Below are 20,411 nucleotides of genomic sequence, written 5' to 3'. Positions count from 1 at the left end.
GAGCCTGACTGAGTAACATAAAAAAATCCGTAATCCCTGATAGATTACGGATTCTTGCAGAACTGCCGGATCGTTCAACCGATCATTTTTGGCTTAACTGATCGGCATTACGCCATTTATGGTGACCAAACGAATTACAGCACTTCCTGGTAGATCACTTCGGCGATGCCCGGCTCCAGATTGGTGCCAATCACCTTTTTGGCGCGCGCTTTAATCGCTTCATCAGCATTGCCCATCGCCACGCCTAAACCGACCTGTTCCAGCATGCTGAGATCGTTATAGTTATCGCCAAACGCCAGCACGTCTTGCATGCTCAATCCCTGGCTCTCAACCCATTGCGCCAGACGTTTACCTTTACTGTTGCCGCCTTTGGCAATATCCACCTGATCGTGCCACGACCATTCACACGCCAGCCCTAATTCCGCTTCGGTGCGCTCGGCAAATTGTTGCAGCGCACGCGTATCGGGATGTGACAGGGCAAACTTCCAGATCGACTTGGCCTCAATCGCCGCCTGCGCCAGACTCGGCACCTGCTGGAACAGGGGACGCTGCGCTTCTGGCAATGATTGCGCCCAATTCAGTGTGCGCGTGACATGGCCAGTTGGCGTTTGATACAGCATCGCATCATCCACATACAGCAGGCCGTGGATGTTTTCTTCATCCAGCATCTCAATCACCCGCGCCGCTTTGCTTGGCTCCAGCGGATCGGATGCCAGCACCTTTTTAGCTGGATAATCATACAAATAAGTACCGTTACAGCAGATTGCGGGTGTATCCAGTTTCAGCGCCTGATAAAAAGGGTGGATGGCGCAATGGTGGCGACCGGTGACGATCAAGATTTTGACGCCCGCCTGTTGCGCGCGGGCCAGCGCTTCGAGGGATTCAGGCAGAATGGTTTTATTCGGGGTCAGCAGGGTGCCGTCGAGGTCAAGGGCGATTACGCGGTAGCTCATTACACTTTCCGTCCGGGAGTTGGCAAAGCATTGAGTCTACACCCGGCAACGGCCCTGAGACAAAAAACAGGGCACAAATGAATCCAGCGCGACAAAATGAAACGCGCTACAGTTATCCCTTTCATCAGGCAGCGAATAAGGAAAACGCATGAAACAAGTCGTGTATACCGCCAGTCCAGAGAGCCAGCAGATCCATGCCTGGCAGTTACAGGAAGATGGCGCACTGACGTTATTGCAGGTGACGGATGTTGCCGGCCAGGTGCAGCCGATGGTGGTCAGCCCGAAAAAAGATTTCCTCTATGTGGGTGTTCGTCCGAATTTCCGTGTGCTGGCGTTCCGCATTGCGGCCGACGGTACCTTGAGCCTGGCCGGTGAAGCACCGTTGCCGGGCAGCCCAACCCACATTTCAACCGATCGCCAAGGCAACTATCTGTTCTGCGGTTCTTATAATGATGCCTGTGTCAGCATCAGCCCAATCAACAGCGACGGATTGCCGCAAGCGCCAAGCCAGGTAATCAGTGGTCTTGATGGCTGCCACTCGGCCAACATCGATCTCGCAAACCAAACGCTGTTTGTCCCGGCATTGAAGCAGGATCGCATCTGTCTGTACCAACTGAATGCCGACGGCACGTTAGCGTCGCGCGAGCAAGCACAAGTCACCACGGTGGAAGGTGCGGGTCCACGTCATATGGCGTTCCATCCGAATGGCGCGTATGGCTATGTGGTGAATGAGTTGGATAGCAGCGTGGATGTGTGGGCACTGAACAATGCACATGGCAAGGTTGAACGGGTGCAAACGCTGGATATGATGCCAAAAGATTTCAGCGACACGCGCTGGGCTGCAGACATCCATATCACGCCAGATGGCAAATTCCTGTATGCCTGCGATCGTACCAGCAGCACCATTACCGTGTTCAGCATCAGTGAAGATGGTTCAGTGCTGGCGATTGAAGGTTATCAGCCGACCGAAACGCAACCGCGTGGTTTCAATATTGATCACAGCGGCCAATATCTGGTGGCGGCGGGGCAGAAATCGCACCATATCGAAGTGTATAAAATTCAGGAACGCGGCCTGCTCAATCCATTAGCGCGATACGCGGTTGGACAAGGCCCGATGTGGGTAGTGATTCACGCATTGTAATCAGCAATAAAAAACGGCGCCGATGGCGCCGTTTAGTGATTACGAATACATCACCGTAATCGACGCACTGGCAAGCGCATGGAAATGCACGTTAAAGCCGACCATGGCACCACTCGCCCCTGCATCGACTTCAATCTTATCCACATCCATCGCATGCACGGTAAAAATGTAGCGATGTGATTCGCCTTGCGGTGGCGCTGCGCCGCCATAGCCGGTTTGACCAAAATCGGTGCGCGTCTGAATGGCGCTCTCCGGCAACTCCGCCACGCCAGATCCTGCACCTTGCGGCAACACAGTCACTTCAGCCGGGATATTCGCCACCACCCAATGCCACCAACCGGAGCCGGTCGGCGCGTCGGGATCGTAGCAGGTCACCACAAAACTTTTGGTGCCCGCTGGAACATCGTCCCACGCCAAATGCGGCGACAGATTATCGCCCTGATATCCCATGCCGTTGAAAACGTGTCGTTCTGGCATTTTGTCGCCATCATTAAAATCCTGGCTAAATACGCGCATGATCTCTCCTTTAGGGTTGTGCAGTGCCCTCAATCATGGTGGAAATGCGCCGCAACATCCAGTGCCGCACTGACCGCTTGCGTCAGTTTCGTCAGTTCAGCAGGTGAAATCAGATAAGGTGGCATCAGATAGATCAAACTGCCAAACGGACGAATCCACACGCCGCGTTCGACAAAGAACTGTTGCAGCGCTGCCATGTTCACCGGTCGATGAGTTTCGATCACGCCAATCGCGCCTAATACGCGTGCATCCGCCACCATACTGTGACTGCGCAGCGGCAGCAATTCTGCTCGCAATTGCTGTTCGATGCGTGGCACCTGCAACTGCCAGTCACCTTCGTTGATCATCGCCAGACTTGCCACCGCCACCGCGCAGGCCAGCGGATTGCCCATAAAGGTTGGGCCATGCATAAAGCAGCCCGCCGCGCTGCGGCTGATGGTATCGGCAACCTCGCGCGTGGTCAACGTGGCGGAGAGCGTCATGGTGCCGCCGGTCAGCGCTTTACCGAGGCACAGAATATCCGGCGTAATGCCCGCATGTTCGCAGGCAAACAGTTTGCCGCTGCGACCAAAACCGGTGGCGATCTCATCAGCAATCAGCAGCAGACCGTAGCGATCGCACAGCTCGCGCACCTTTTGCAGGTAGCGCGGATGATAGAAACGCATGCCGCCGGCACCTTGCACAATCGGTTCTAAAATCACTGCGGCGATGTCGCGATGATGTATTTCCGCCAGTTGCGCGAAATCGGCAAAATCCGCCTCGTTCCATTCATCGTCAAAGCCACATTGCGGCGCGCTGGCAAACAGATGCTCTGGCAGGTAACCGCGCCACAAGCTGTGCATCGAGTTTTCTGGATCGCACACCGACATCGCCGCAAAGGTATCGCCGTGATAGCCACGTTTCAGCGTGAGAAATTTTTGCCGTGTTTGATTACGCCCCAACCAGTATTGCAACGCCATTTTCATCGACACTTCGACGGCGATCGACCCCGAATCGGCGAGGAACACGCACTCCAGTGCTGCTGGCGTCATCGCAATCAGCTGGCGGCTCAATTCCACCGCCGAGGGATGCGTTATCCCGCCAAACATCACGTGCGACATCTGCGCCATTTGCTGCTGTAACGCGTGGTTGAGACGTGGATGGTTATAGCCATGGATCGCCGCCCACCATGACGACATGCCATCCACCAGTTCACGCCCATCGGCCAGTTGCAGCTGACAACCGTGCGCCGCCACTACCGGATAACAGGGCAGGGGATCGCGCATCGACGTATACGGATGCCAGATATGCTGGCGGTCAAAGTTGAGGTCGTCCTGAGTGAACATCTGTCTTGTAAACCATTTTGAAAAGATTTAGTTTACGAGTATAACCACGTTAATCGTCGGGATGAACCCCTTTTTCTGGAGTAAGCAATGGCAAATCGTTGGACACTGTCACAAGCACAGGCACTGTTTGATAAACCTTTCCTTGAGCTGATGTTCGAAGCGCAGCAAGTGCATCGTCAACATTTCGATCCGCGCCAGGTACAAGTCAGTACGCTGCTGTCGATCAAAACCGGCGCCTGCCCGGAAGACTGCAAATATTGCCCGCAGAGCGCGCGTTACAAAACCGGGTTGGAATCGGAACGTTTGATGGAAGTGGATGCGGTGCTGGAATCAGCGCGCAAAGCCAAAGCCGCCGGTTCGAGCCGTTTCTGCATGGGCGCGGCGTGGAAAAACCCACATGAACGCGACATGCCGTATTTGCAGCAGATGGTGCAGGGCGTTAAAGCGATGGGCATGGAAACCTGCATGACCTTGGGCACGCTGGATGGCAGCCAGGCGCAGCGCCTCGCTGAAGCCGGGCTGGATTTCTACAATCATAACCTCGATACCTCGCCAGAGTTTTACGGCAACATCATCACCACGCGCAGTTATCAGGAACGTCTTGATACGCTGGATAAAGTGCGCGGCGCGGGCATTAAAGTTTGCTCCGGCGGCATCGTCGGATTGGGTGAAACGGTGAAAGATCGCGCCGGTTTGCTGGTGCAGTTGGCAAATCTGCCGACGCCGCCGGAAAGCGTACCCATCAACATGCTGGTGAAAGTCAAAGGCACGCCGCTGGCGGATAACGATGACGTCGAGCCGTTTGATTTCATCCGCACCATCGCGGTGGCGCGTATCATGATGCCATCGTCGCATGTGCGCCTTTCGGCCGGTCGCGAGCAGATGAGTGAACAAACGCAGGCGATGTGCTTCATGGCTGGCGCTAACTCGATTTTCTACGGCTGCAAACTGCTGACCACGCCGAACCCGGAAGAGGACAAGGATCTGATCTTGTTCCGCAAGCTGGGCCTCAATCCGGAACATAGCGCCACCAGCGCAGGCGACAACGAGCAGCAATATCAGCTGAGCGAGCAACTGCTGTACGCCGATACCGAGCAGTTCTACAACGCGGCTGTGTAAATGGCCTGGTCACAACGTATCGATCAGGCGCTGGCGCAGCGGCGTGCAGTTGATGGCTGGCGTCAGAGGCGGCGCGTCGATCACAACAGCGTGCGGGAAATCATCCTGGAAGGGCAGCGCTATCGCCACTTCTCCAGCAACGATTATCTCGGCCTCAGCCAACATCCGGCGGTGATCGCCGCATGGCAGCAAGGCGCAGCAGAGGTGGGCGCCGGTGCCGGTGCGTCCGGGCACGTCACCGGTTATAGCCGCTATCACGCACAGCTGGAAGAGCAGTTAGCTGATTGGCTCGGTTATTCGCGGGCGCTGCTGTTTATCTCCGGATTCGCCGCCAATCAGGCGGTGATCCATCTGCTGGCGGAAAAGCAGGATCGCATCCTGGCTGACAAGTTGGCCCATGCATCGTTGCTGGATGCCGCCAGCCACAGCCCGGCCAGCTTGCGCCGCTTTGCCCATAATCAGCCGGCAAGCCTGGCGAAACTGCTGGCGACGCCGTCGGAAGGCGGCACCTTGGTGGTTACCGAAGGCGTGTTCAGCATGGATGGCGACAGTGCGCCGCTGGTGGAGATTGCGGCAGAAACGCGGCGCGGCAACGGCTGGTTGCTGGTGGACGATGCACACGGCATTGGTGTAACCGGCGCGCAAGGTCGCGGAAGTTGCTGGCAGCAGCAAGTGAAACCGGAACTGCTGATTGTGACCTTCGGCAAAGGGTTTGGCGTAAGCGGTGCGGCGTTGCTGTGCGATGACGCCACGGCGGATTACGTCGAGCAATTTTCTCGCCATCTGATCTATTCCACGGCGATGCCGCCAGCACAATGTTGTGCGCTGTTGGCGGCGTTGCAGCAAATCCAACAAGGCGATGCGCTGCGTGAAAAGCTGCACAGCCATATCGCCCGTTTCCGCGCTGGCGCCGCTGATTTGCCGTGGCAATTAATGGCTTCGGAGAGTGCGATTCAGCCGTTGATTGTCGGCGAAAACAGTGCCGCGTTGGCGTTGTCGCAGCAGCTCGCGCAAGCTGGTTGCTGGGTGAGCGCGATTCGTCCACCCACGGTGCCGCCGGGCACGGCGCGATTGCGTATCACGCTGACTGCCGCACATCACACCGATGATATCGATCGTCTGCTGGAGGCGCTGTATGACGCTGCAGGTTAACAAGCAAGCGGTGGCCGACGCTTTCGGGCGTGCGGCTCAGCATTACGAACAGCATGCCGAGTTGCAACGCTTGAGCGGTGACGCATTGTTAGCGCTGGCACCGGCCGGTTTTGGTCCACATCTGCTGGATGCCGGTTGTGGTACGGGTTGGTATAGCCGTTATTGGCGCGATCGCGGGCGCACGCTAACCGCGCTCGATCTGTCACCCAACATGCTGGCAACAGCGCGTGAGCAGCAATCGGCGCAGCATTATCTGTTGGGCGATATCGATGATCTGCCGCTGGCGGATGAGAGCGTCGATGGCGTGTGGAGCAATCTGGCGGTGCAATGGAGCAGTGATTTGCACCTCGCGTTGCAGCATTTTTTGCGCGTGACGCGTCCGGGTGGCAGGGTGCTGTTTTCCACCTTGCTCGAAGGTTCGCTGCATGAAGTGCATCACGCATGGGCGCAATTGGATGGCCGTCGCCACGCTAACCGTTTTCTCAGCCAGGCGCAATTTCATGACGCCACCGTCGCGCTGCCAATCAGTGTTGAGCAGCAAATCATTACGCTGCATTTTCCCAGTGCGCTGAGCGCGATGCGCTCGTTAAAAGGCATTGGCGCCACGCATCTGCATGATGGACGCGGCACCAATGTGTTGACCCGCAGCCAACTCGCAAAGTTAGAGCAGCACTGGCCGCAGGATGAAGCCGGTTATCGGCTGAGTTATCACCTGATGTTTGGAGTTTTACGTAAATGACACGCTGGTTTATTACCGGAACCGATACCGAAGTAGGCAAAACTGTCGCCAGCGGCGCGCTGTTGCAAGCCGCCAGCGCGGCGGGATTACGATCCGCAGGCTACAAACCGGTGGCATCCGGTTGTGACATCACCCCAGCAGGCATTCGCAACAGCGATGCGCTGGCCTTGCAGCGCTACAGCAGCTTGACATTGAGCTACGAGCAAGTGAATCCGCTGGCGTTTGTTGAGCCCACTTCACCGCACATTATCAGCGCGGAAGAGCAGCGGCCGATTGAGTTCGCTCAGTTGTCGGCGGGATTACGCGCGCTGGAACAGCAAGCCGAATGGGTATTAGTCGAAGGCGCGGGCGGTTGGTTTACGCCGTTGTCTGAGACGCAAACTTACGCCGATTGGGTTGAAGTGGAGCAGTTGCCGGTGATTTTGGTGGTTGGCGTGAAGTTAGGCTGCATCAATCACGCGATGTTGACCGCCGAAGCGGTTAAAGCGCGCGGGTTGCGCTTGGCTGGCTGGATCGCCAATGACATTCAACCGCCGGGCAAACGCCATCAGGAATATATCACCTCATTGCGCCAGCGTATTGACGCGCCATTCCTCGGTGAAATTCCCTATCTGAGCGATGAAGCGCAACAGGCCGAATGCGGCCGTTATGTGACGTTGCCGCAATAGTTCAGGCATGCAGCACGCACGATTCGTAGCGGCGCGATTTATCGCGCAAATAATTGGCGGCTCCGTGCCCATCCAACTATTGCGCAATAAATTGCGCCGCTACGGTACGTGCGCTAAGTGGCTGTCAGCCACTTATTCACCGTTAAATCATCCAACTGCGCCACTTTACCGTGCGCCACATTGCGCCCACGATGCAGCAGCAGGAAATAGTCGGCAACGCGGCGCACAAACGATACATGCTGCTCCAGCAACAAAATCGTCAATCCGTATTCGCGATTCAAACGGCGAATCAAATTGCCCATCTCCTCTTCCAGCCACGGCGACATGCCTTCCGTCGGTTCATCGAGGATCACCAGCTTCGGTTGCAGCACCAGCGCACGCGCCAGGGCCAGATGTTGCTGTTGCTCCATCGGTAACTCGCCGCTGCGTTGATGACGCAACGAATAGAGTGCCGGGAACAGGTCAAACACCATCTCCGGAATCGCGCGGCTGCGATCGTCCTGCGCCGCCATCAGCGCAATCAGCAAATTATCTTCCACGCTCATCTGCGAGAAAATATGCCGTCCTTGCGGTACATAGCCGATTCCGGTGCGCGCCCGCATTTCTGCCGGTTGCAGCAGTAAATCTTCCGGTGGTGCGCCATCCTCTTGCCAGGTCATTGAGCCGCTGTTGATCGGCAAACGACCCATAATGCAGTTGACCAAGGTGGTTTTGCCCATGCCCGGACTGCCCAGCACGCCGGTGCAGGTGCCCGGCGGCAGATCGAGATCCACATCCCACAGGATGTGGTTTTGACCGTAAAACTGATTCACCGAACGTAAACTCAGCATCTGACATACTCCTTCCAGATTATTAGCCTGAATGCTCCCGCTCTGTGTCGTCTGGCATACAGTCGTGCACGATTAATGGACACCGCTGTCGTTGGCAGAGAATCTGCCTGGGCGAGCCTATATGGCCTCGTCTTTCCATAGGTCTCGATAGGTTAATCACTGCAATTACCAGGCCAGGTTAGGAATATTGCCGGGTTAAGTGGGGGAATCGCGCAAATAGGCCATTAAAAGTTGAGCAACGCTTAACAATTCCATTGAGTGATAACTTATCTGCACTTTGACGGTGCTGACTGCTTAACGTTTCTGGTGCATTTGATCGTTCACGAGGCAATAACTGCGGAAATAAGTGGCCTTAAGCGCTGGATTTTTTGGCAAACAGCCATGGCTAATAGGCAAAAAGAAGGGTTAATGCGACACGCTGAACGGCAAAAATAAATGCGAAAAAATTTTTTTTCGCCCTTAAGAACACGTTGGGGAAATTTATACACAGCCGATGGGCTTTGGGCTGGATTCACTTATCCACCATTACTGTGGATAACCTTGTGCATTAACGACTGAAAACCGGGCGCAAGCGAGGAAAATCGCGGCCTTCATACATTATGCTGAGAAACTGGACTTTTAAGTCATATTTAATAAAAACAGCAGGTTAGTAAAAAACAAGCATGCGATTTATCTGCCTTGTCATCTCACTGCAATTTAATGACACTCTATTGACAAATGTTAAAAGCATCCTCCGTTTGGGGATAACATTGCGCAACAACAGTTTGCGTTGTGCCGCTTAAATTGCACTGAAGAAATCCACCGCGAAGTTCCATTATCGTGCAAGGTTACTGTGATTATGTCCAGTATTTTTTTCTGGCAAATTCGCCATAGCAGAGTAGAATTACCAGCCTGCCCGCCGACTTCATCTGCTGGAACCGCTAAAACATGAGCAAAGCCTTTAAACTCAACTCCGCTTTCAAGCCTTCAGGTGATCAGCCTGAGGCGATTCGTCGCCTGGAAGAGGGGCTGGAAGATGGACTAGCACATCAAACGCTGTTGGGCGTAACCGGCTCGGGTAAAACTTTCACCATTGCCAATGTGATTGCCGATCTTAATCGCCCCACCATGGTGCTGGCGCCGAACAAAACGCTGGCGGCGCAGCTGTACGGAGAGATGAAAGAGTTCTTCCCGGATAACGCCGTGGAGTTCTTCGTCTCTTACTACGATTACTACCAGCCTGAAGCTTATGTGCCGAGTTCCGATACCTTTATCGAAAAAGATGCATCGGTGAATGAGCACATCGAACAGATGCGTTTGTCGGCGACCAAAGCGTTGTTGGAACGCCGCGATGTCATCGTAGTGGCCTCGGTTTCGGCGATTTATGGCTTGGGCGATCCCGATCTCTATTTGAAAATGATGCTGCATTTGACGCGCGGCATGATTATCGATCAGCGCAGCATTCTGCGACGTCTCGCCGAGCTGCAATACACCCGCAACGATCAGGCATTCCAGCGCGGTACGTTCCGCGTGCGCGGTGAAGTGATCGACGTGTTCCCGGCGGAATCCGATGAGATTGCGCTGCGTATCGAGCTGTTTGATGAAGAAGTTGAACGGCTGTCGCTGTTTGATCCGCTCACCGGGCAAGTCGATTCGGTGATCCCACGCTTTACCGTCTATCCGAAAACGCACTACGTTACGCCGCGCGAACGTATTTTGCAGGCGATGGAAGAGATCAAAGATGAGTTGGTGATCCGCCGTAAAGTGCTGCTGGAGAACAACAAACTGTTGGAAGAGCAGCGCATTTCGCAGCGTACCCAGTTCGATCTCGAAATGATGAACGAGTTGGGCTACTGCTCCGGCATCGAAAACTATTCGCGCTACCTTTCCGGACGCGGACCGGGTGAGCCGCCGCCAACCTTGTTCGACTACTTGCCGGCCGATGGTTTGCTGGTGGTGGACGAATCGCACGTGACCATCCCGCAGATTGGCGGCATGTATCGCGGCGACCGCGCGCGCAAAGAGACGTTGGTGGAATATGGCTTCCGTTTGCCGTCGGCACTGGATAACCGTCCAATGCGCTTCGAAGAGTTTGAAGCTGCGGCACCGCAAACCATTTATGTTTCGGCCACACCGGGCAATTACGAGCTGGAGAAATCCGGTGATGAGGTGATCGATCAGTTGGTGCGTCCAACCGGCTTGCTCGATCCGGTGCTGGAAGTGCGCCCAGTGGCGACGCAGGTGGATGATTTACTCTCCGAAATCCGCAAGCGCGTTGAGATCAATGAGCGTGTGCTGGTAACGGTGCTGACCAAGCGTATGGCGGAAGATCTCACCGAATATCTGGTCGAGCACGGCGAGAAGGTGCGTTATCTGCACTCAGACATTGATACTGTTGAGCGCATGGAAATCATTCGCGATCTGCGTCTCGGTGAGTTTGATGTGCTGGTCGGCATCAACTTGCTGCGTGAAGGTTTGGATATGCCAGAAGTATCGCTGGTGGCGATTCTGGATGCCGATAAAGAAGGTTTCCTGCGCTCCGAACGCTCGCTGATTCAGACCATTGGTCGTGCGGCGCGTAACATCAACGGACGGGCAATTCTGTATGCCGACAAAATTACGCCGTCGATGGAGCGCGCGATGGGCGAAACCGAACGCCGTCGCGAGAAGCAGCAGAAATACAACGAAGATAACGGCATCGTGCCGCAAGGGCTGAATAAGAAAATCACCGATATTCTGGAGCTGGGCCGCAACGTGGTGAAAACACGCGGCAAAGGCAAAACCGCGTCACGTACCGCAGCGGAAGCCGAAGCGAATTATCTGGCGCTTACGCCGCAGGCGATGCAGAAGAAGATTCACGAGCTGGAAGGGCAGATGCAGCAACACGCGCAGAATCTGGAGTTTGAAGAAGCGGCCAGCGTGCGCGATCAGTTGCATCAGTTGCGCGAGCTGTTTATTGCGGCGTCGTGATGCGCGTCCAGGTCACCATAAATGGCGACCCTACGAAACGCAGCGCATGGATGCGCGGCGTAAAATTAAAACGCCTGAATCGCGTGCTCCAGCGCGATGCGCAACAGTTGGCGGTCGTGACGATATTTGATGTCGGCGGCTTCCAGCGGTTCGCGGATAATCACACGTTCTTCAACTCCGCTGATATCGGCAGCCGGACTGACCACAATCGCATCAATCACCCGCTTACCAATGGCTTTCTCCATCATCGCCAATTTATCCGCCACGGTTAATCCGGCGGCGGCTGGGCTTAGCTCTTTCCCCAGATTGCCAATAAACACCATAGTGGCGGGCGTGCGACGCAGCGCGCGTGCCATCTCTTCCATTAGCAGAATTGGCATCAGGCTGGTGTAAAAACTTCCGGGACCGATCAGAATTAAATCCGCTTCGGCAATCGCATCAAGCGCTTCTCGCGTGGGTTGGACGTTAGGATGCAGCATCAATTCTTGCGGCGGCTGCTTCATTTCATCAATCGCGGTTTCGCCGTACACCATATTGCCTTCGTCATCCTGCGCCACTAAATCCACCGGTTGTTCCGACATCGGAATCAAAAAGGCATCGACTTTAAGCAAATTACGAATGATGTTGATGGCTTCCAGCGGGCGCACGCTGAGATGATCCAACGCTTTCAGCATCAGATTGCCTAAATTGTGCCCGGCTAATTCGCCGTTGCCGCTGAAGCGATATTCAAACATCGCCGTGGCGACGCTTGGTTCGGTAATCAGCTGATTGATGCAGTTGCGCATATCGCCCCAGGCAATGCCGCCTTCCGAACGGCGAATACGTCCGGTCGATCCGCCATTATCGGTGGTGGTGACGATGCCAGTTAAGCGCGAACCTAACGGCGCTAACGCTGACATCACGCGGCCCAAACCGTGTCCGCCGCCCAATGCCACCACGCGATCTAAATCTGCCAGGGTACGATTCATGTTGCTCCTTTGTCTCTGACGTCCACGCATTGAGGCGTAGTTGAACTGATATGCATCAATATTTGCGGCGTATTTTAACGTATTCTGACGCGAAAATGCGGTGAAAAACACGTTATGTATCAATATATATAGCGAAATTCACTGATGGATGCCGAATGATAATCGCGCTACCATTCGCGTTAACCGTGTTGTCGATAATGACAACAAACTCCCAAGCCTGAGTTCCTAAGTCATAAAGATACGGAATTCCGGCCGCAGCCTTGAGCTGCCAGGGTGCAGAAAGAAATGACTGCATCTCCCGACTTTGGAAAGGTGTTCAGGTGCCACAATTTACAGATGCCTACGCGCGCAGCTTTTACTATCTGCGCCTGTCGGTGACGGATGTGTGTAACTTCCGTTGTACCTATTGCTTGCCCAACGGCTATCAGCCGAACGGCACGCACAATAAAAGTTTTCTCTCGCTGGACGAGATTCGTCGTGTGACGCGTGCCTTTGCGGCAGCCGGCACCGAAAAAGTGCGCCTGACCGGCGGTGAACCGTCGATGCGGCGCGATTTTACCGACATCATCGCCGCGGTGCGGGAAAATGACGCCATTCGCCAAATCGCCATGACCACCAACGGTTATCGCATGGCGCGCGACGTGCGTGCCTGGCGTGACGCCGGGCTTACGCACATCAACGTCAGCGTCGATAGCCTGGATGCCCGCCAATTCCACGCCATTACGGGGCAGGACAAATTTGCCGACGTGATGGCGGGCATTGATGCCGCCTTTGATGCCGGTTTCGACAAGGTCAAAGTCAACAGCGTGCTGATGCGCGATGTCAACAGCCACAGCCTTAACACCTTCCTCGATTGGCTGCGCGCGCGGCCGATTCAACTACGCTTTATCGAGCTGATGGAAACCGGCGACGGCAGCGATCTGTTCCGCCGTCATCACATTTCCGGTGAAGTGATCCGCGATCAATTGATTATGCAAGGTTGGCAGCGCCAGCCGCGCGGCCGCAGCGATGGCCCGGCGCAGGTGTTTCGTCATCCCGATTATCAGGGCGAAGTCGGCCTGATCATGCCGTACGAAAAAGACTTCTGCGCCAGCTGCAACCGCCTGCGCGTCTCGGCGCTGGGTAATTTGCATCTGTGCCTGTTTGGTGACGGTGGCGTACCGCTGCGTGATTTGCTGGCGTCAGACGATCAGCAAGCCGAGTTGCAGGAACGTATCGCCCACAGTCTGGGACAGAAAAAGCAGACGCATTTCCTGCATCAGGGCAATACCGGCATCACACAAAATCTCTCCTTTATTGGTGGCTAACACAGGAGTTTCGGCCATGGGTAAACCTTCCGGCGAGTTTGTCGCCTTAAATGTGGCGGTGATGACCGTCTCTGATAGCCGCGATGCCAGCAATGACACATCGGGCGATTATCTGCGTGAAGCGCTGACTGAAGCAGGGCATCAGGTGGTGGATCGCGCGCTGGTGCCTGATAACCGTTATCGCATTCGCGCCACGGTCTCGAGCTGGATTGCCAGCGACGATGTGCAGGTAGTGATCGTTAATGGCGGCACCGGTTTTAACAGTAAAAACAGCACGCCTGAAGCGTTGCTGCCGCTGCTGGATCGCGAAATTGAAGGCTTTGGCGAACTGTTCCGCATGATCTCCTATGAAGAGATTGGTAGCTCAACGCTGCAATCGCGTGCGGTGGCCGGTTTGGCCAATCACACGCTGATTTTTGCCGTGCCGGGTTCGACCAACGCCTGCCGCAGCGCGTGGGAACGCATCATTGAAGATCAACTGGATGCGCGTACGCGTCCGTGTAATTTCGTCTCACATTTGAAGAAGTTGTAAGCATGTCATCCTTAACGCATATCAATGCCGCTGGCGAAGCCCACATGGTGGATGTCTCCGGCAAAACCGAAACGGTGCGCGAAGCCCAGGCTGAAGCGCTGGTGCTGATGAGCGCCGAAACGCTGCAAATGATCATTGACGGCAGTCACCACAAAGGTGACGTGTTCGCTACCGCGCGCATTGCTGGCATTCAGGCGGCGAAACGCACCTGGGAACTGATTCCGCTGTGCCATCCGCTGATGCTGAGTAAAGTGGAAGTGACATTGCTGGCTGAGCCTGAGCACAACCGCGTGCGCGTCACGTCGCTGTGCCGCTTAACCGGCAAAACCGGCGTCGAGATGGAAGCGTTAACCGCGGCCTCCGTCGCCGCGCTGACCATCTATGACATGTGCAAAGCGGTGCAGAAAGATATCGTCATCGATCAGCTGCGTTTGCTGAGCAAAAGCGGCGGCAAATCCGGTGATTTCAAGGCGGTGAGCAATGATTAAGGTGCTGTTTTTTGCTCAGGTGCGTGAGCTCACCGGCACCGCTGCGCTCGAACTCGCGCCGGAATATGCCGATGTTGCCACGCTGCGTGCGGCGCTGGCAGAAAAGGGCGAACGCTGGGCGCTGGCGCTGGAATCCGGCAAATTGCTGGCCGCCGTCAACCAAACGCTGGTGCCGATGAATCATCCGCTACAGGCGGGAGATGAAGTCGCTTTCTTCCCGCCGGTTACCGGAGGTTAAGCATGGAAACCCGAATTCGCGTAGGCGTAGAACCGTTTGATGTGGGTGCGGAATATGCGCAACTCGCGGCGCACGACAGCGACGGTGCCGTGGTGACCTTTACCGGCAAAGTGCGCAATCACAATCTTGGCGACAGCGTGGCGGCGCTTACGCTGGAGCATTATCCCGGCATGACCGAAAAAGCGCTGGCCGATATCGTGGTGGAAGCGCGCCAGCGCTGGGCATTGCAGCAAGTCACGGTGATCCATCGCGTCGGCGAACTGTTTCCCGGTGATGAAATCGTGTTTGTTGGCGTCAGCAGCGCCCATCGTGGCAGTGCGTTTGCCGCGACCGAATTCATCATGGATTACCTGAAAACCCGCGCACCGTTCTGGAAGCGCGAAGTCACTGCGCAGGGCGATCGTTGGGTGGACGCGCGCGACAGCGATCATCAAGCCGCTGAGCGCTGGAGCTAGCGCGCAAAATCCTCCGGCTCCGATAGCGGCAGGCCACTGAAAACGTTAAGGTACGGTTTTTGTTGGCGTCAGGGAGCAGGATGAAAAACACTAAGATAATCACAGGCGCAGCGTTACTCGCCGCGCTGGTGCTGGCCGGTTGTAGCACGAAAAAAGAGCCGCAGGCTCCGGCGCGCCAGCCGGCAGATGTGAAAAGCCAAATCCAACAGTTGTTACCCAGCGATGTGAAACAAAAATCCGCCTGGGCCGACGACATTTACACCGCATTCCGCGTGCAGCAAATCGAACCCAGCGCCAGCAACATTTGCGCGGTGATTGCGGTTACCGATCAGGAATCCAACTTCAACGCCGATGCGCCGGTGCCGGGCTTGCCAAAAATCGCCTGGGGCGAAATTGATCGCCGCGCCGCCAAAGTGCATGTTCCCGCTTTCCTGGTACGCACCGCGCTGCTGATCAAATCGCCAACCGGTGAAAGTTATGCGGCGCGCCTCGATAAAGTGCGCAGCGAAAAAGAGTTGAGCGCCATTTTCGATGACTTTATTGATATGGTGCCGATGGGGCAGAAGCTGTTTGGTAATCTCAACCCGATTCACACCGGCGGGCCGATGCAGGTCAGCATTGAATTTGCCGAAGCGCACGCCAAAGGCTATCCGTATGCCATCGATGGCTCGATTCGCCGTGAAGTGTTTACCCGACGCGGCGGCATCTACTTCGGCACGCTGCATTTACTCGGCTATCCCGCCGATTACAGCCAGCCGCTATATCGCTTCGCTGACTTCAACGCCGGTTGGTATGCCAGTCGCAACGCCGCATTCCAGGCGGCGGTGGCGCGCGCCAGTGGCATCAAACTGGAATTGGATGGCGATTTGATTATGTATGGCAGCGAACAAGCCGGTTCAACCGAATTAGCGGTGCGCAGCCTGAGTAAGCAACTGGATATGAGCAACCGCGAAATCCGCCGCGATCTGGAGAAGGGCGACACAGAAGCGTTTGCCAACAGCACGCTGTGGAAACAGACCTTTATCCTTGCCGACAAAATGGCGGGAAAACGGTTGCCGCGTGAAATGCTGCCGGGCATCAAACTCGAAAGTCCGAAAATCACCCGTAATCTCACCACCGCGTGGTTCGCCCAGCGCGTGAATGGTCGCTATCAACAGTGCTTGACGCGCCGTTGACGCAAACGGGTGTACACTCCACACTTACAGGGTTTTCTAACGTTTAAGAATGAGGCGCTTCATGGACCGATATCCACGTAATGATTCAATCGTGCAGCAGGCTTCCACCTCGCTGCAAACCTATATGGCGCAGGTCTATGGTTGGATGACCTGTGGCTTGCTGCTCACCGCATTTGTGTCGTGGTTTGCCGCGCGCACCCCGGCAGTTATGGAGCTGGTGTTCGCCAACCGCATCACCTTCTTCGGCCTGATCATCGCGCAGTTGGCACTGGTATTTGTGCTGTCTGGCATGGTGCATCGCATGAGCGGCGCGGTGGCGACTGGGCTGTTTATGCTCTATTCGGCGCTGACCGGTTTGACGATGGCGAGTATTTTCCTCGTTTACACCTACTCTTCCATCGCCAGTACCTTCTTCGTAACGGCGGGGATGTTCGGTGCGATGAGTTTCTACGGCTACACCACCAAACGCGATTTGAGCCGTTTCGGCAGCCTGCTGTTTATGGCGCTGATTGGGATTTTGCTGGCGTCGCTGGTGAACTTCTGGCTGAAAAGCCCGGCGTTGATGTGGGCGATCACCTATATCGGTGTGGTGGTGTTTGTAGGCTTGACCGCCTATGACACGCAGAAGCTAAAAGCGATTGGCGAGAACATCAATGTGAATGACAAAGAGAACCTGCGTCGCACCTCAATCATGGGCGCGCTGACGTTGTATCTCGATTTCATCAACCTGTTCCTGATGTTGCTGCGCATTTTCGGCAACCGCCGCTAAAATTCTCGTTCCCTCTCCCACTTGTGGGAGAGGGCTAGGGTGAGGGACATCCCGCACCAACTCAGCGCGAAACCGACTTCTCCATCTTCTGCTCATTCTTCTGCCGCAAATGCTTGGCGCGACTCTCCAGCCACAAATACAGCACCAGCGCCACCAACAGCGGCAAGATAAAATAGAGCACGCGATAAGCTAGCAGCGCCGCAATAATCGTCCCGTGCGAAGCATGTTGCCCGCTCAACAGCGCCAGGAAAACCGCCTCCAGCACGCCAATACCCGCCGGAATATGAATAATCACTCCCGCAATGCTGCTGATCAGCAACACGCCTAACACAATCGGATAATCCACCTGACGTGCCAGCAGCAGCCAAATAATTGCGCCCATCACCATCCAGTTGGCGCAGGAAACCGCGAATTGGAACAGCGCCATACGCAGCGAGGGCAACTGCAAATGCTGGCCTTTTACCGTCCAGCGACGCTTTTTCGCAAAGGCGCACGCCCACAGATAAATCGCCACCGTCACCAGCAGCGCCGCGCCAATAATCCGCAATGTGGTTTCACCGATAAACCAGCCCGCCGGAATCGGCACCATGCCAGCGGCAAACACCACGCCAGCCAGCAAAATGTAACCGAGCCAGTTGGTGGCGATGCTGAGCGAGAAAATACGCGTAATGGTATTGCCTGGCAAACCCAGTCGTGAATACAAGCGGTAGCGCATCGCCACGCCGCCAACCCAGGTACTCAACGTCAGATTGAAGGCGTAACAGATAAACGACACCAGCATCACTTGGCGTTTTGCCAGTTTATGCCCGCAATAGGCGCGTCCGATCAGATCGTAGAGGCCGTAAGTGAGATAACTCACCACCACCAACGCGGCGGCGATCAGCACCACATAGCGGTTATAGCCGATGATGACGGTGTAAACGTCATCCCAATTCACCTTGCGCGCGTAGACCACTAACAACACGATCACCGCGATAAAAAACAGCCAGGTGAGAATTTTTTTTGTCAGTTGCCAGCGCTGATTTTTCTTCGACATTAGGGTTTTGCTCCTGGATTATCGACTTCGACCCGATCCTGGGTTTCCATCTCGGGTTGGACGGGCGGAGCAACTTGCGACAGGCGCGGCGTATGCGCAGGCAACCAGCCAGCGATGGCGGGGAAGTGGCGTAAAAAGTGGAACACAATCACACCTTTGGTCAGCTGCCACCAATTGCGTGGCGGCAGTTTGTCCTCTTCCACCCGCACGCAATCCTGCTGAATCAACAGTTCGAGATTATCGCGCAGCGTTTGGTTGAAGGCGCGATCGTGCACCATTAAATTGGCTTCCAAATTGAGCGATAAGCTCAGCGGATCGAGGTTACTGGAGCCGACGGTTGACCATTGCTGATCCTGCACCGCGATTTTGCCGTGCAGCGGGCGGCGGCAGTATTCATACACTTCCACGCCGCCATCGACCAAATAGTTGTAGAGCAGTTCAGCGCCGACTTTGACGATCGGCATATCTGGCTCGCCCTGCACGATCAATCGCACGCGCACGCCGCGTTGTGCCGCACTGCGCATCTCCCGCAGTAGGCGATAGCCGGGGAAGAAATAGGCATTGGCGATCACCACATCCTTTTTTGCCTTACGCAGCATGTCGAGATAATGCTGTTCAATATCATCGCGATGTTCATCGTTGTCGCGATAGACGAATAGCACCTGCGCTTCGCCGGGCATGGCGTTAACCGCCGGACGATGGGATCGTGCGCCCCACCAGCGACGCGTAGGCTGTTCACTGCCGATCTGTTGCTGCACGTAGCGCGCGATGTCCTGCACAATCGGGCCTTTCACTTCCACTGCATAATCCTGTTTCGCCTGGGCACCAAAATCCACGTTGTGTTCAGCGGAGAAGTTAATGCCGCCGACAAAGGCGATCACCTCATCGGCCACCACAATTTTGCGGTGCAAACGGCGGAACACATTGGTGCGCATGCCGAGTACCAGCGGGCGCGGATCGTAGTAAATAAAGCGCACGCCAGCGGCGGTCAAACTCGCGACAAAGGCATCCGACAGTTCATGCGAACCGTAGCCGTCCACCATCATTTCGACCTTCACGCCACGCTGGGCGGCGGCCAGCAATGCATCGTGCAATTCGTTACCGACTTCATCCTCAAACAGGATGAAGGTTTCCAGCAACAGCGTGCGTTCGGCGCGTTGAATCGCGCCCATAACGCGCGGGAAAAACTGGTCACCGTTTTCGAGTAGACGGATCTGATTACCGTCGCGCCAATTGAAATTCATAGGAAAATCTCCACCGCCAACGGCGCATGATCGGACAGGTGCGACCAGGGTTTAACCGGCAACGCCCAAGGTTGACTCACTTTCGCGTTGCGGATGTAGATGCGATCGAGCCTGAGCAGCGGAAAACGCGCCGGGAAGGTGCGAGCAGGGCGACCCGTTTTGATGCTGAACACTTCCTCCAATCCCACCGCGCGTTTGAGGAAGCGATTGGCGCTGACTTGCCAGTCATTAAAATCACCGGCCACCACCAAAGGCGCCTGCGGCGGCAAGGTATCAATGATGTCGCACATCATCTTCATCTGCGCCTGACGATGCTTCTCCTTAAGCCCCAAATGTACGCAGAATACGTGCAGCGGATCGACGCGATCCGGCAGGCGGATTTGGCAGTGCAAGATGCCGCGCTTTTCACTTCCGGCGACAGAAATATCGCGGTTTTCATATTCAACGATCGGAAAACGTGACAATATCGCGTTCCCGTGATGTCCCTCAGGATAAACGGCGTTGCGGCCATAGGCAAAATCGTGCCACATGGTGTCGGCCAAAAACTCGTAATGCGAGGTTTCAGGCCAGTTCTCAATGTGCAGCGAATGGATGGCATGCGTGCCCATCACCTCTTGCAGAAAGACAATATCTGCGGAGGTTGCGCGAACTGCATCGCGCAATTCCGGCAGGATAAAGCGGCGATTGAAGCTGGTAAAACCCTTGTGGGTATTGATCGTCAGGACTTTAAATGAAAATCCTTGCGTATTTTGTGGCATACTTCGACGCGCTCCTTTTCATCTTCAACAGCACAAAGTGTAGTCTTTG

The 20,411-nt window shown here is 55.4% G+C and carries 21 protein-coding genes and 1 riboswitch; of the genes, 13 read left to right on the top strand and 8 right to left on the bottom strand.

Going from position 1 to position 20,411, the window contains the following annotated elements:
• Positions 1-134: 134 nt before the first annotated feature.
• Positions 135-953, bottom strand: coding sequence for a pyridoxal phosphatase (locus ABDW13_RS06125; protein WP_343551570.1), 819 nt, complete (start codon positions 951-953; stop codon positions 135-137).
• Between the two features lie 148 nt (positions 954-1,101).
• On the opposite strand from ABDW13_RS06125, the gene pgl reads away from it, so the two are divergent.
• On the top strand, positions 1,102-2,094 hold the full coding sequence (gene pgl, locus ABDW13_RS06120; RefSeq protein WP_343551568.1) for a 6-phosphogluconolactonase: 993 nt from the start codon (positions 1,102-1,104) through the stop codon (positions 2,092-2,094).
• A gap of 39 nt (positions 2,095-2,133) precedes the next feature.
• On the opposite strand, the gene ABDW13_RS06115 is transcribed toward pgl, so the two are convergent.
• Positions 2,134-2,610, bottom strand: a complete 477-nt coding sequence (locus ABDW13_RS06115; protein WP_343551567.1) for a kinase inhibitor — start codon at positions 2,608-2,610, stop codon at positions 2,134-2,136.
• A 29-nt stretch (positions 2,611-2,639) separates the two neighbouring features.
• Positions 2,640-3,935: an adenosylmethionine--8-amino-7-oxononanoate transaminase gene (gene bioA, locus ABDW13_RS06110; RefSeq protein WP_343551566.1), complete on the bottom strand. Its 1,296-nt coding sequence runs from the start codon at positions 3,933-3,935 to the stop codon at positions 2,640-2,642.
• 87 nt (positions 3,936-4,022) lie between these two features.
• Between bioA and bioB the strand changes: the two genes are divergently transcribed.
• The 4 genes from bioB to bioD are packed head-to-tail and all read left to right on the top strand — an operon-like array spanning position 4,023 to position 7,613.
• Positions 4,023-5,054, top strand: coding sequence for a biotin synthase BioB (bioB, locus tag ABDW13_RS06105; RefSeq protein ID WP_343551565.1), 1,032 nt, complete (start codon positions 4,023-4,025; stop codon positions 5,052-5,054).
• Positions 5,055-6,206 carry an 8-amino-7-oxononanoate synthase gene (bioF, locus tag ABDW13_RS06100; protein ID WP_343551563.1) on the top strand — a complete coding sequence of 384 codons (1,152 nt, stop codon included), beginning with the start codon at positions 5,055-5,057 and terminating at the stop codon, positions 6,204-6,206.
• Positions 6,190-6,945 carry a malonyl-ACP O-methyltransferase BioC gene (gene bioC / locus ABDW13_RS06095; RefSeq protein ID WP_343551562.1) on the top strand — a complete coding sequence of 252 codons (756 nt, stop codon included), beginning with the start codon at positions 6,190-6,192 and terminating at the stop codon, positions 6,943-6,945. The genes bioF and bioC overlap by 17 nt, the downstream gene beginning before the upstream one ends.
• Positions 6,942-7,613: a dethiobiotin synthase gene (bioD, locus tag ABDW13_RS06090; RefSeq protein ID WP_343551561.1), complete on the top strand. Its 672-nt coding sequence runs from the start codon at positions 6,942-6,944 to the stop codon at positions 7,611-7,613. The genes bioC and bioD overlap by 4 nt, the downstream gene beginning before the upstream one ends.
• A 113-nt stretch (positions 7,614-7,726) precedes the next feature.
• On the opposite strand, the gene ABDW13_RS06085 is transcribed toward bioD, so the two are convergent.
• Positions 7,727-8,443 (bottom strand): ATP-binding cassette domain-containing protein, encoded by a 717-nt coding sequence (locus ABDW13_RS06085; RefSeq protein ID WP_343551560.1) that lies wholly within the window; start codon positions 8,441-8,443, stop codon positions 7,727-7,729.
• A 927-nt stretch (positions 8,444-9,370) separates the two neighbouring features.
• Here ABDW13_RS06085 and uvrB point away from each other — a divergent pair.
• Positions 9,371-11,392, top strand: a complete 2,022-nt coding sequence (gene uvrB / locus ABDW13_RS06080; protein WP_343551559.1) for an excinuclease ABC subunit UvrB — start codon at positions 9,371-9,373, stop codon at positions 11,390-11,392.
• 65 nt (positions 11,393-11,457) lie between these two features.
• On the opposite strand, the gene yvcK is transcribed toward uvrB, so the two are convergent.
• Positions 11,458-12,360, bottom strand: a complete 903-nt coding sequence (gene yvcK, locus ABDW13_RS06075) for a uridine diphosphate-N-acetylglucosamine-binding protein YvcK (RefSeq protein ID WP_343551558.1) — start codon at positions 12,358-12,360, stop codon at positions 11,458-11,460.
• Between the two features lie 196 nt (positions 12,361-12,556).
• Positions 12,557-12,691, top strand: a riboswitch (molybdenum cofactor riboswitch).
• Here yvcK and moaA point away from each other — a divergent pair.
• From moaA to ABDW13_RS06040, 7 genes are all read left to right on the top strand, one after another.
• Positions 12,681-13,667 carry a GTP 3',8-cyclase MoaA gene (gene moaA / locus ABDW13_RS06070; RefSeq protein WP_343551557.1) on the top strand — a complete coding sequence of 329 codons (987 nt, stop codon included), beginning with the start codon at positions 12,681-12,683 and terminating at the stop codon, positions 13,665-13,667. Its footprint overlaps the riboswitch before it by 11 nt.
• 16 nt (positions 13,668-13,683) lie before the next feature.
• Positions 13,684-14,199 (top strand): molybdenum cofactor biosynthesis protein B, encoded by a 516-nt coding sequence (moaB, locus tag ABDW13_RS06065; RefSeq protein ID WP_343551556.1) that lies wholly within the window; start codon positions 13,684-13,686, stop codon positions 14,197-14,199.
• A gap of 2 nt (positions 14,200-14,201) precedes the next feature.
• The gene (gene moaC, locus ABDW13_RS06060; RefSeq protein WP_343551555.1) at positions 14,202-14,687 is read left to right on the top strand and encodes a cyclic pyranopterin monophosphate synthase MoaC; all 486 of its coding nucleotides are present in this window, start codon (positions 14,202-14,204) and stop codon (positions 14,685-14,687) included.
• Positions 14,680-14,925: a molybdopterin synthase sulfur carrier subunit gene (gene moaD / locus ABDW13_RS06055; RefSeq protein ID WP_343551554.1), complete on the top strand. Its 246-nt coding sequence runs from the start codon at positions 14,680-14,682 to the stop codon at positions 14,923-14,925. The genes moaC and moaD overlap by 8 nt, the downstream gene beginning before the upstream one ends.
• 2 nt (positions 14,926-14,927) lie before the next feature.
• Entirely contained in the window at positions 14,928-15,380 is a 453-nt protein-coding gene (moaE, locus tag ABDW13_RS06050) for a molybdopterin synthase catalytic subunit MoaE (protein ID WP_343551553.1), read from the top strand.
• A gap of 80 nt (positions 15,381-15,460) precedes the next feature.
• The gene (locus tag ABDW13_RS06045; protein WP_343551552.1) at positions 15,461-16,555 is read left to right on the top strand and encodes a DUF1615 domain-containing protein; all 1,095 of its coding nucleotides are present in this window, start codon (positions 15,461-15,463) and stop codon (positions 16,553-16,555) included.
• A 61-nt stretch (positions 16,556-16,616) separates the two neighbouring features.
• Entirely contained in the window at positions 16,617-17,324 is a 708-nt protein-coding gene (locus ABDW13_RS06040; RefSeq protein WP_343551551.1) for a Bax inhibitor-1/YccA family protein, read from the top strand.
• 61 nt (positions 17,325-17,385) lie between these two features.
• Here the strand turns inward: ABDW13_RS06040 and ABDW13_RS06035 are convergent, their stop codons facing one another.
• From ABDW13_RS06035 to ABDW13_RS06025, 3 genes are read right to left on the bottom strand one after another with little or no spacing between them, the layout of a single operon-like run.
• Positions 17,386-18,360, bottom strand: a complete 975-nt coding sequence (locus ABDW13_RS06035) for a lysylphosphatidylglycerol synthase domain-containing protein (RefSeq protein ID WP_343551550.1) — start codon at positions 18,358-18,360, stop codon at positions 17,386-17,388.
• Positions 18,360-19,604, bottom strand: coding sequence for a cardiolipin synthase ClsB (gene clsB / locus ABDW13_RS06030; protein ID WP_343551549.1), 1,245 nt, complete (start codon positions 19,602-19,604; stop codon positions 18,360-18,362). The genes ABDW13_RS06035 and clsB overlap by 1 nt, the downstream gene beginning before the upstream one ends.
• The gene (locus tag ABDW13_RS06025; protein WP_343551548.1) at positions 19,601-20,362 is read right to left on the bottom strand and encodes an endonuclease/exonuclease/phosphatase family protein; all 762 of its coding nucleotides are present in this window, start codon (positions 20,360-20,362) and stop codon (positions 19,601-19,603) included. The genes clsB and ABDW13_RS06025 overlap by 4 nt, the downstream gene beginning before the upstream one ends.
• Positions 20,363-20,411: the final 49 nt, after the last annotated feature.

This window comes from Pantoea sp., assembly GCF_039594315.1.
Lineage (GTDB): Bacteria > Pseudomonadota > Gammaproteobacteria > Enterobacterales > Enterobacteriaceae > Pantoea.
The sequence above is the reverse complement of the archived record's forward strand: the minus strand, read 5'-3'. Positions and strand labels throughout refer to the sequence as shown.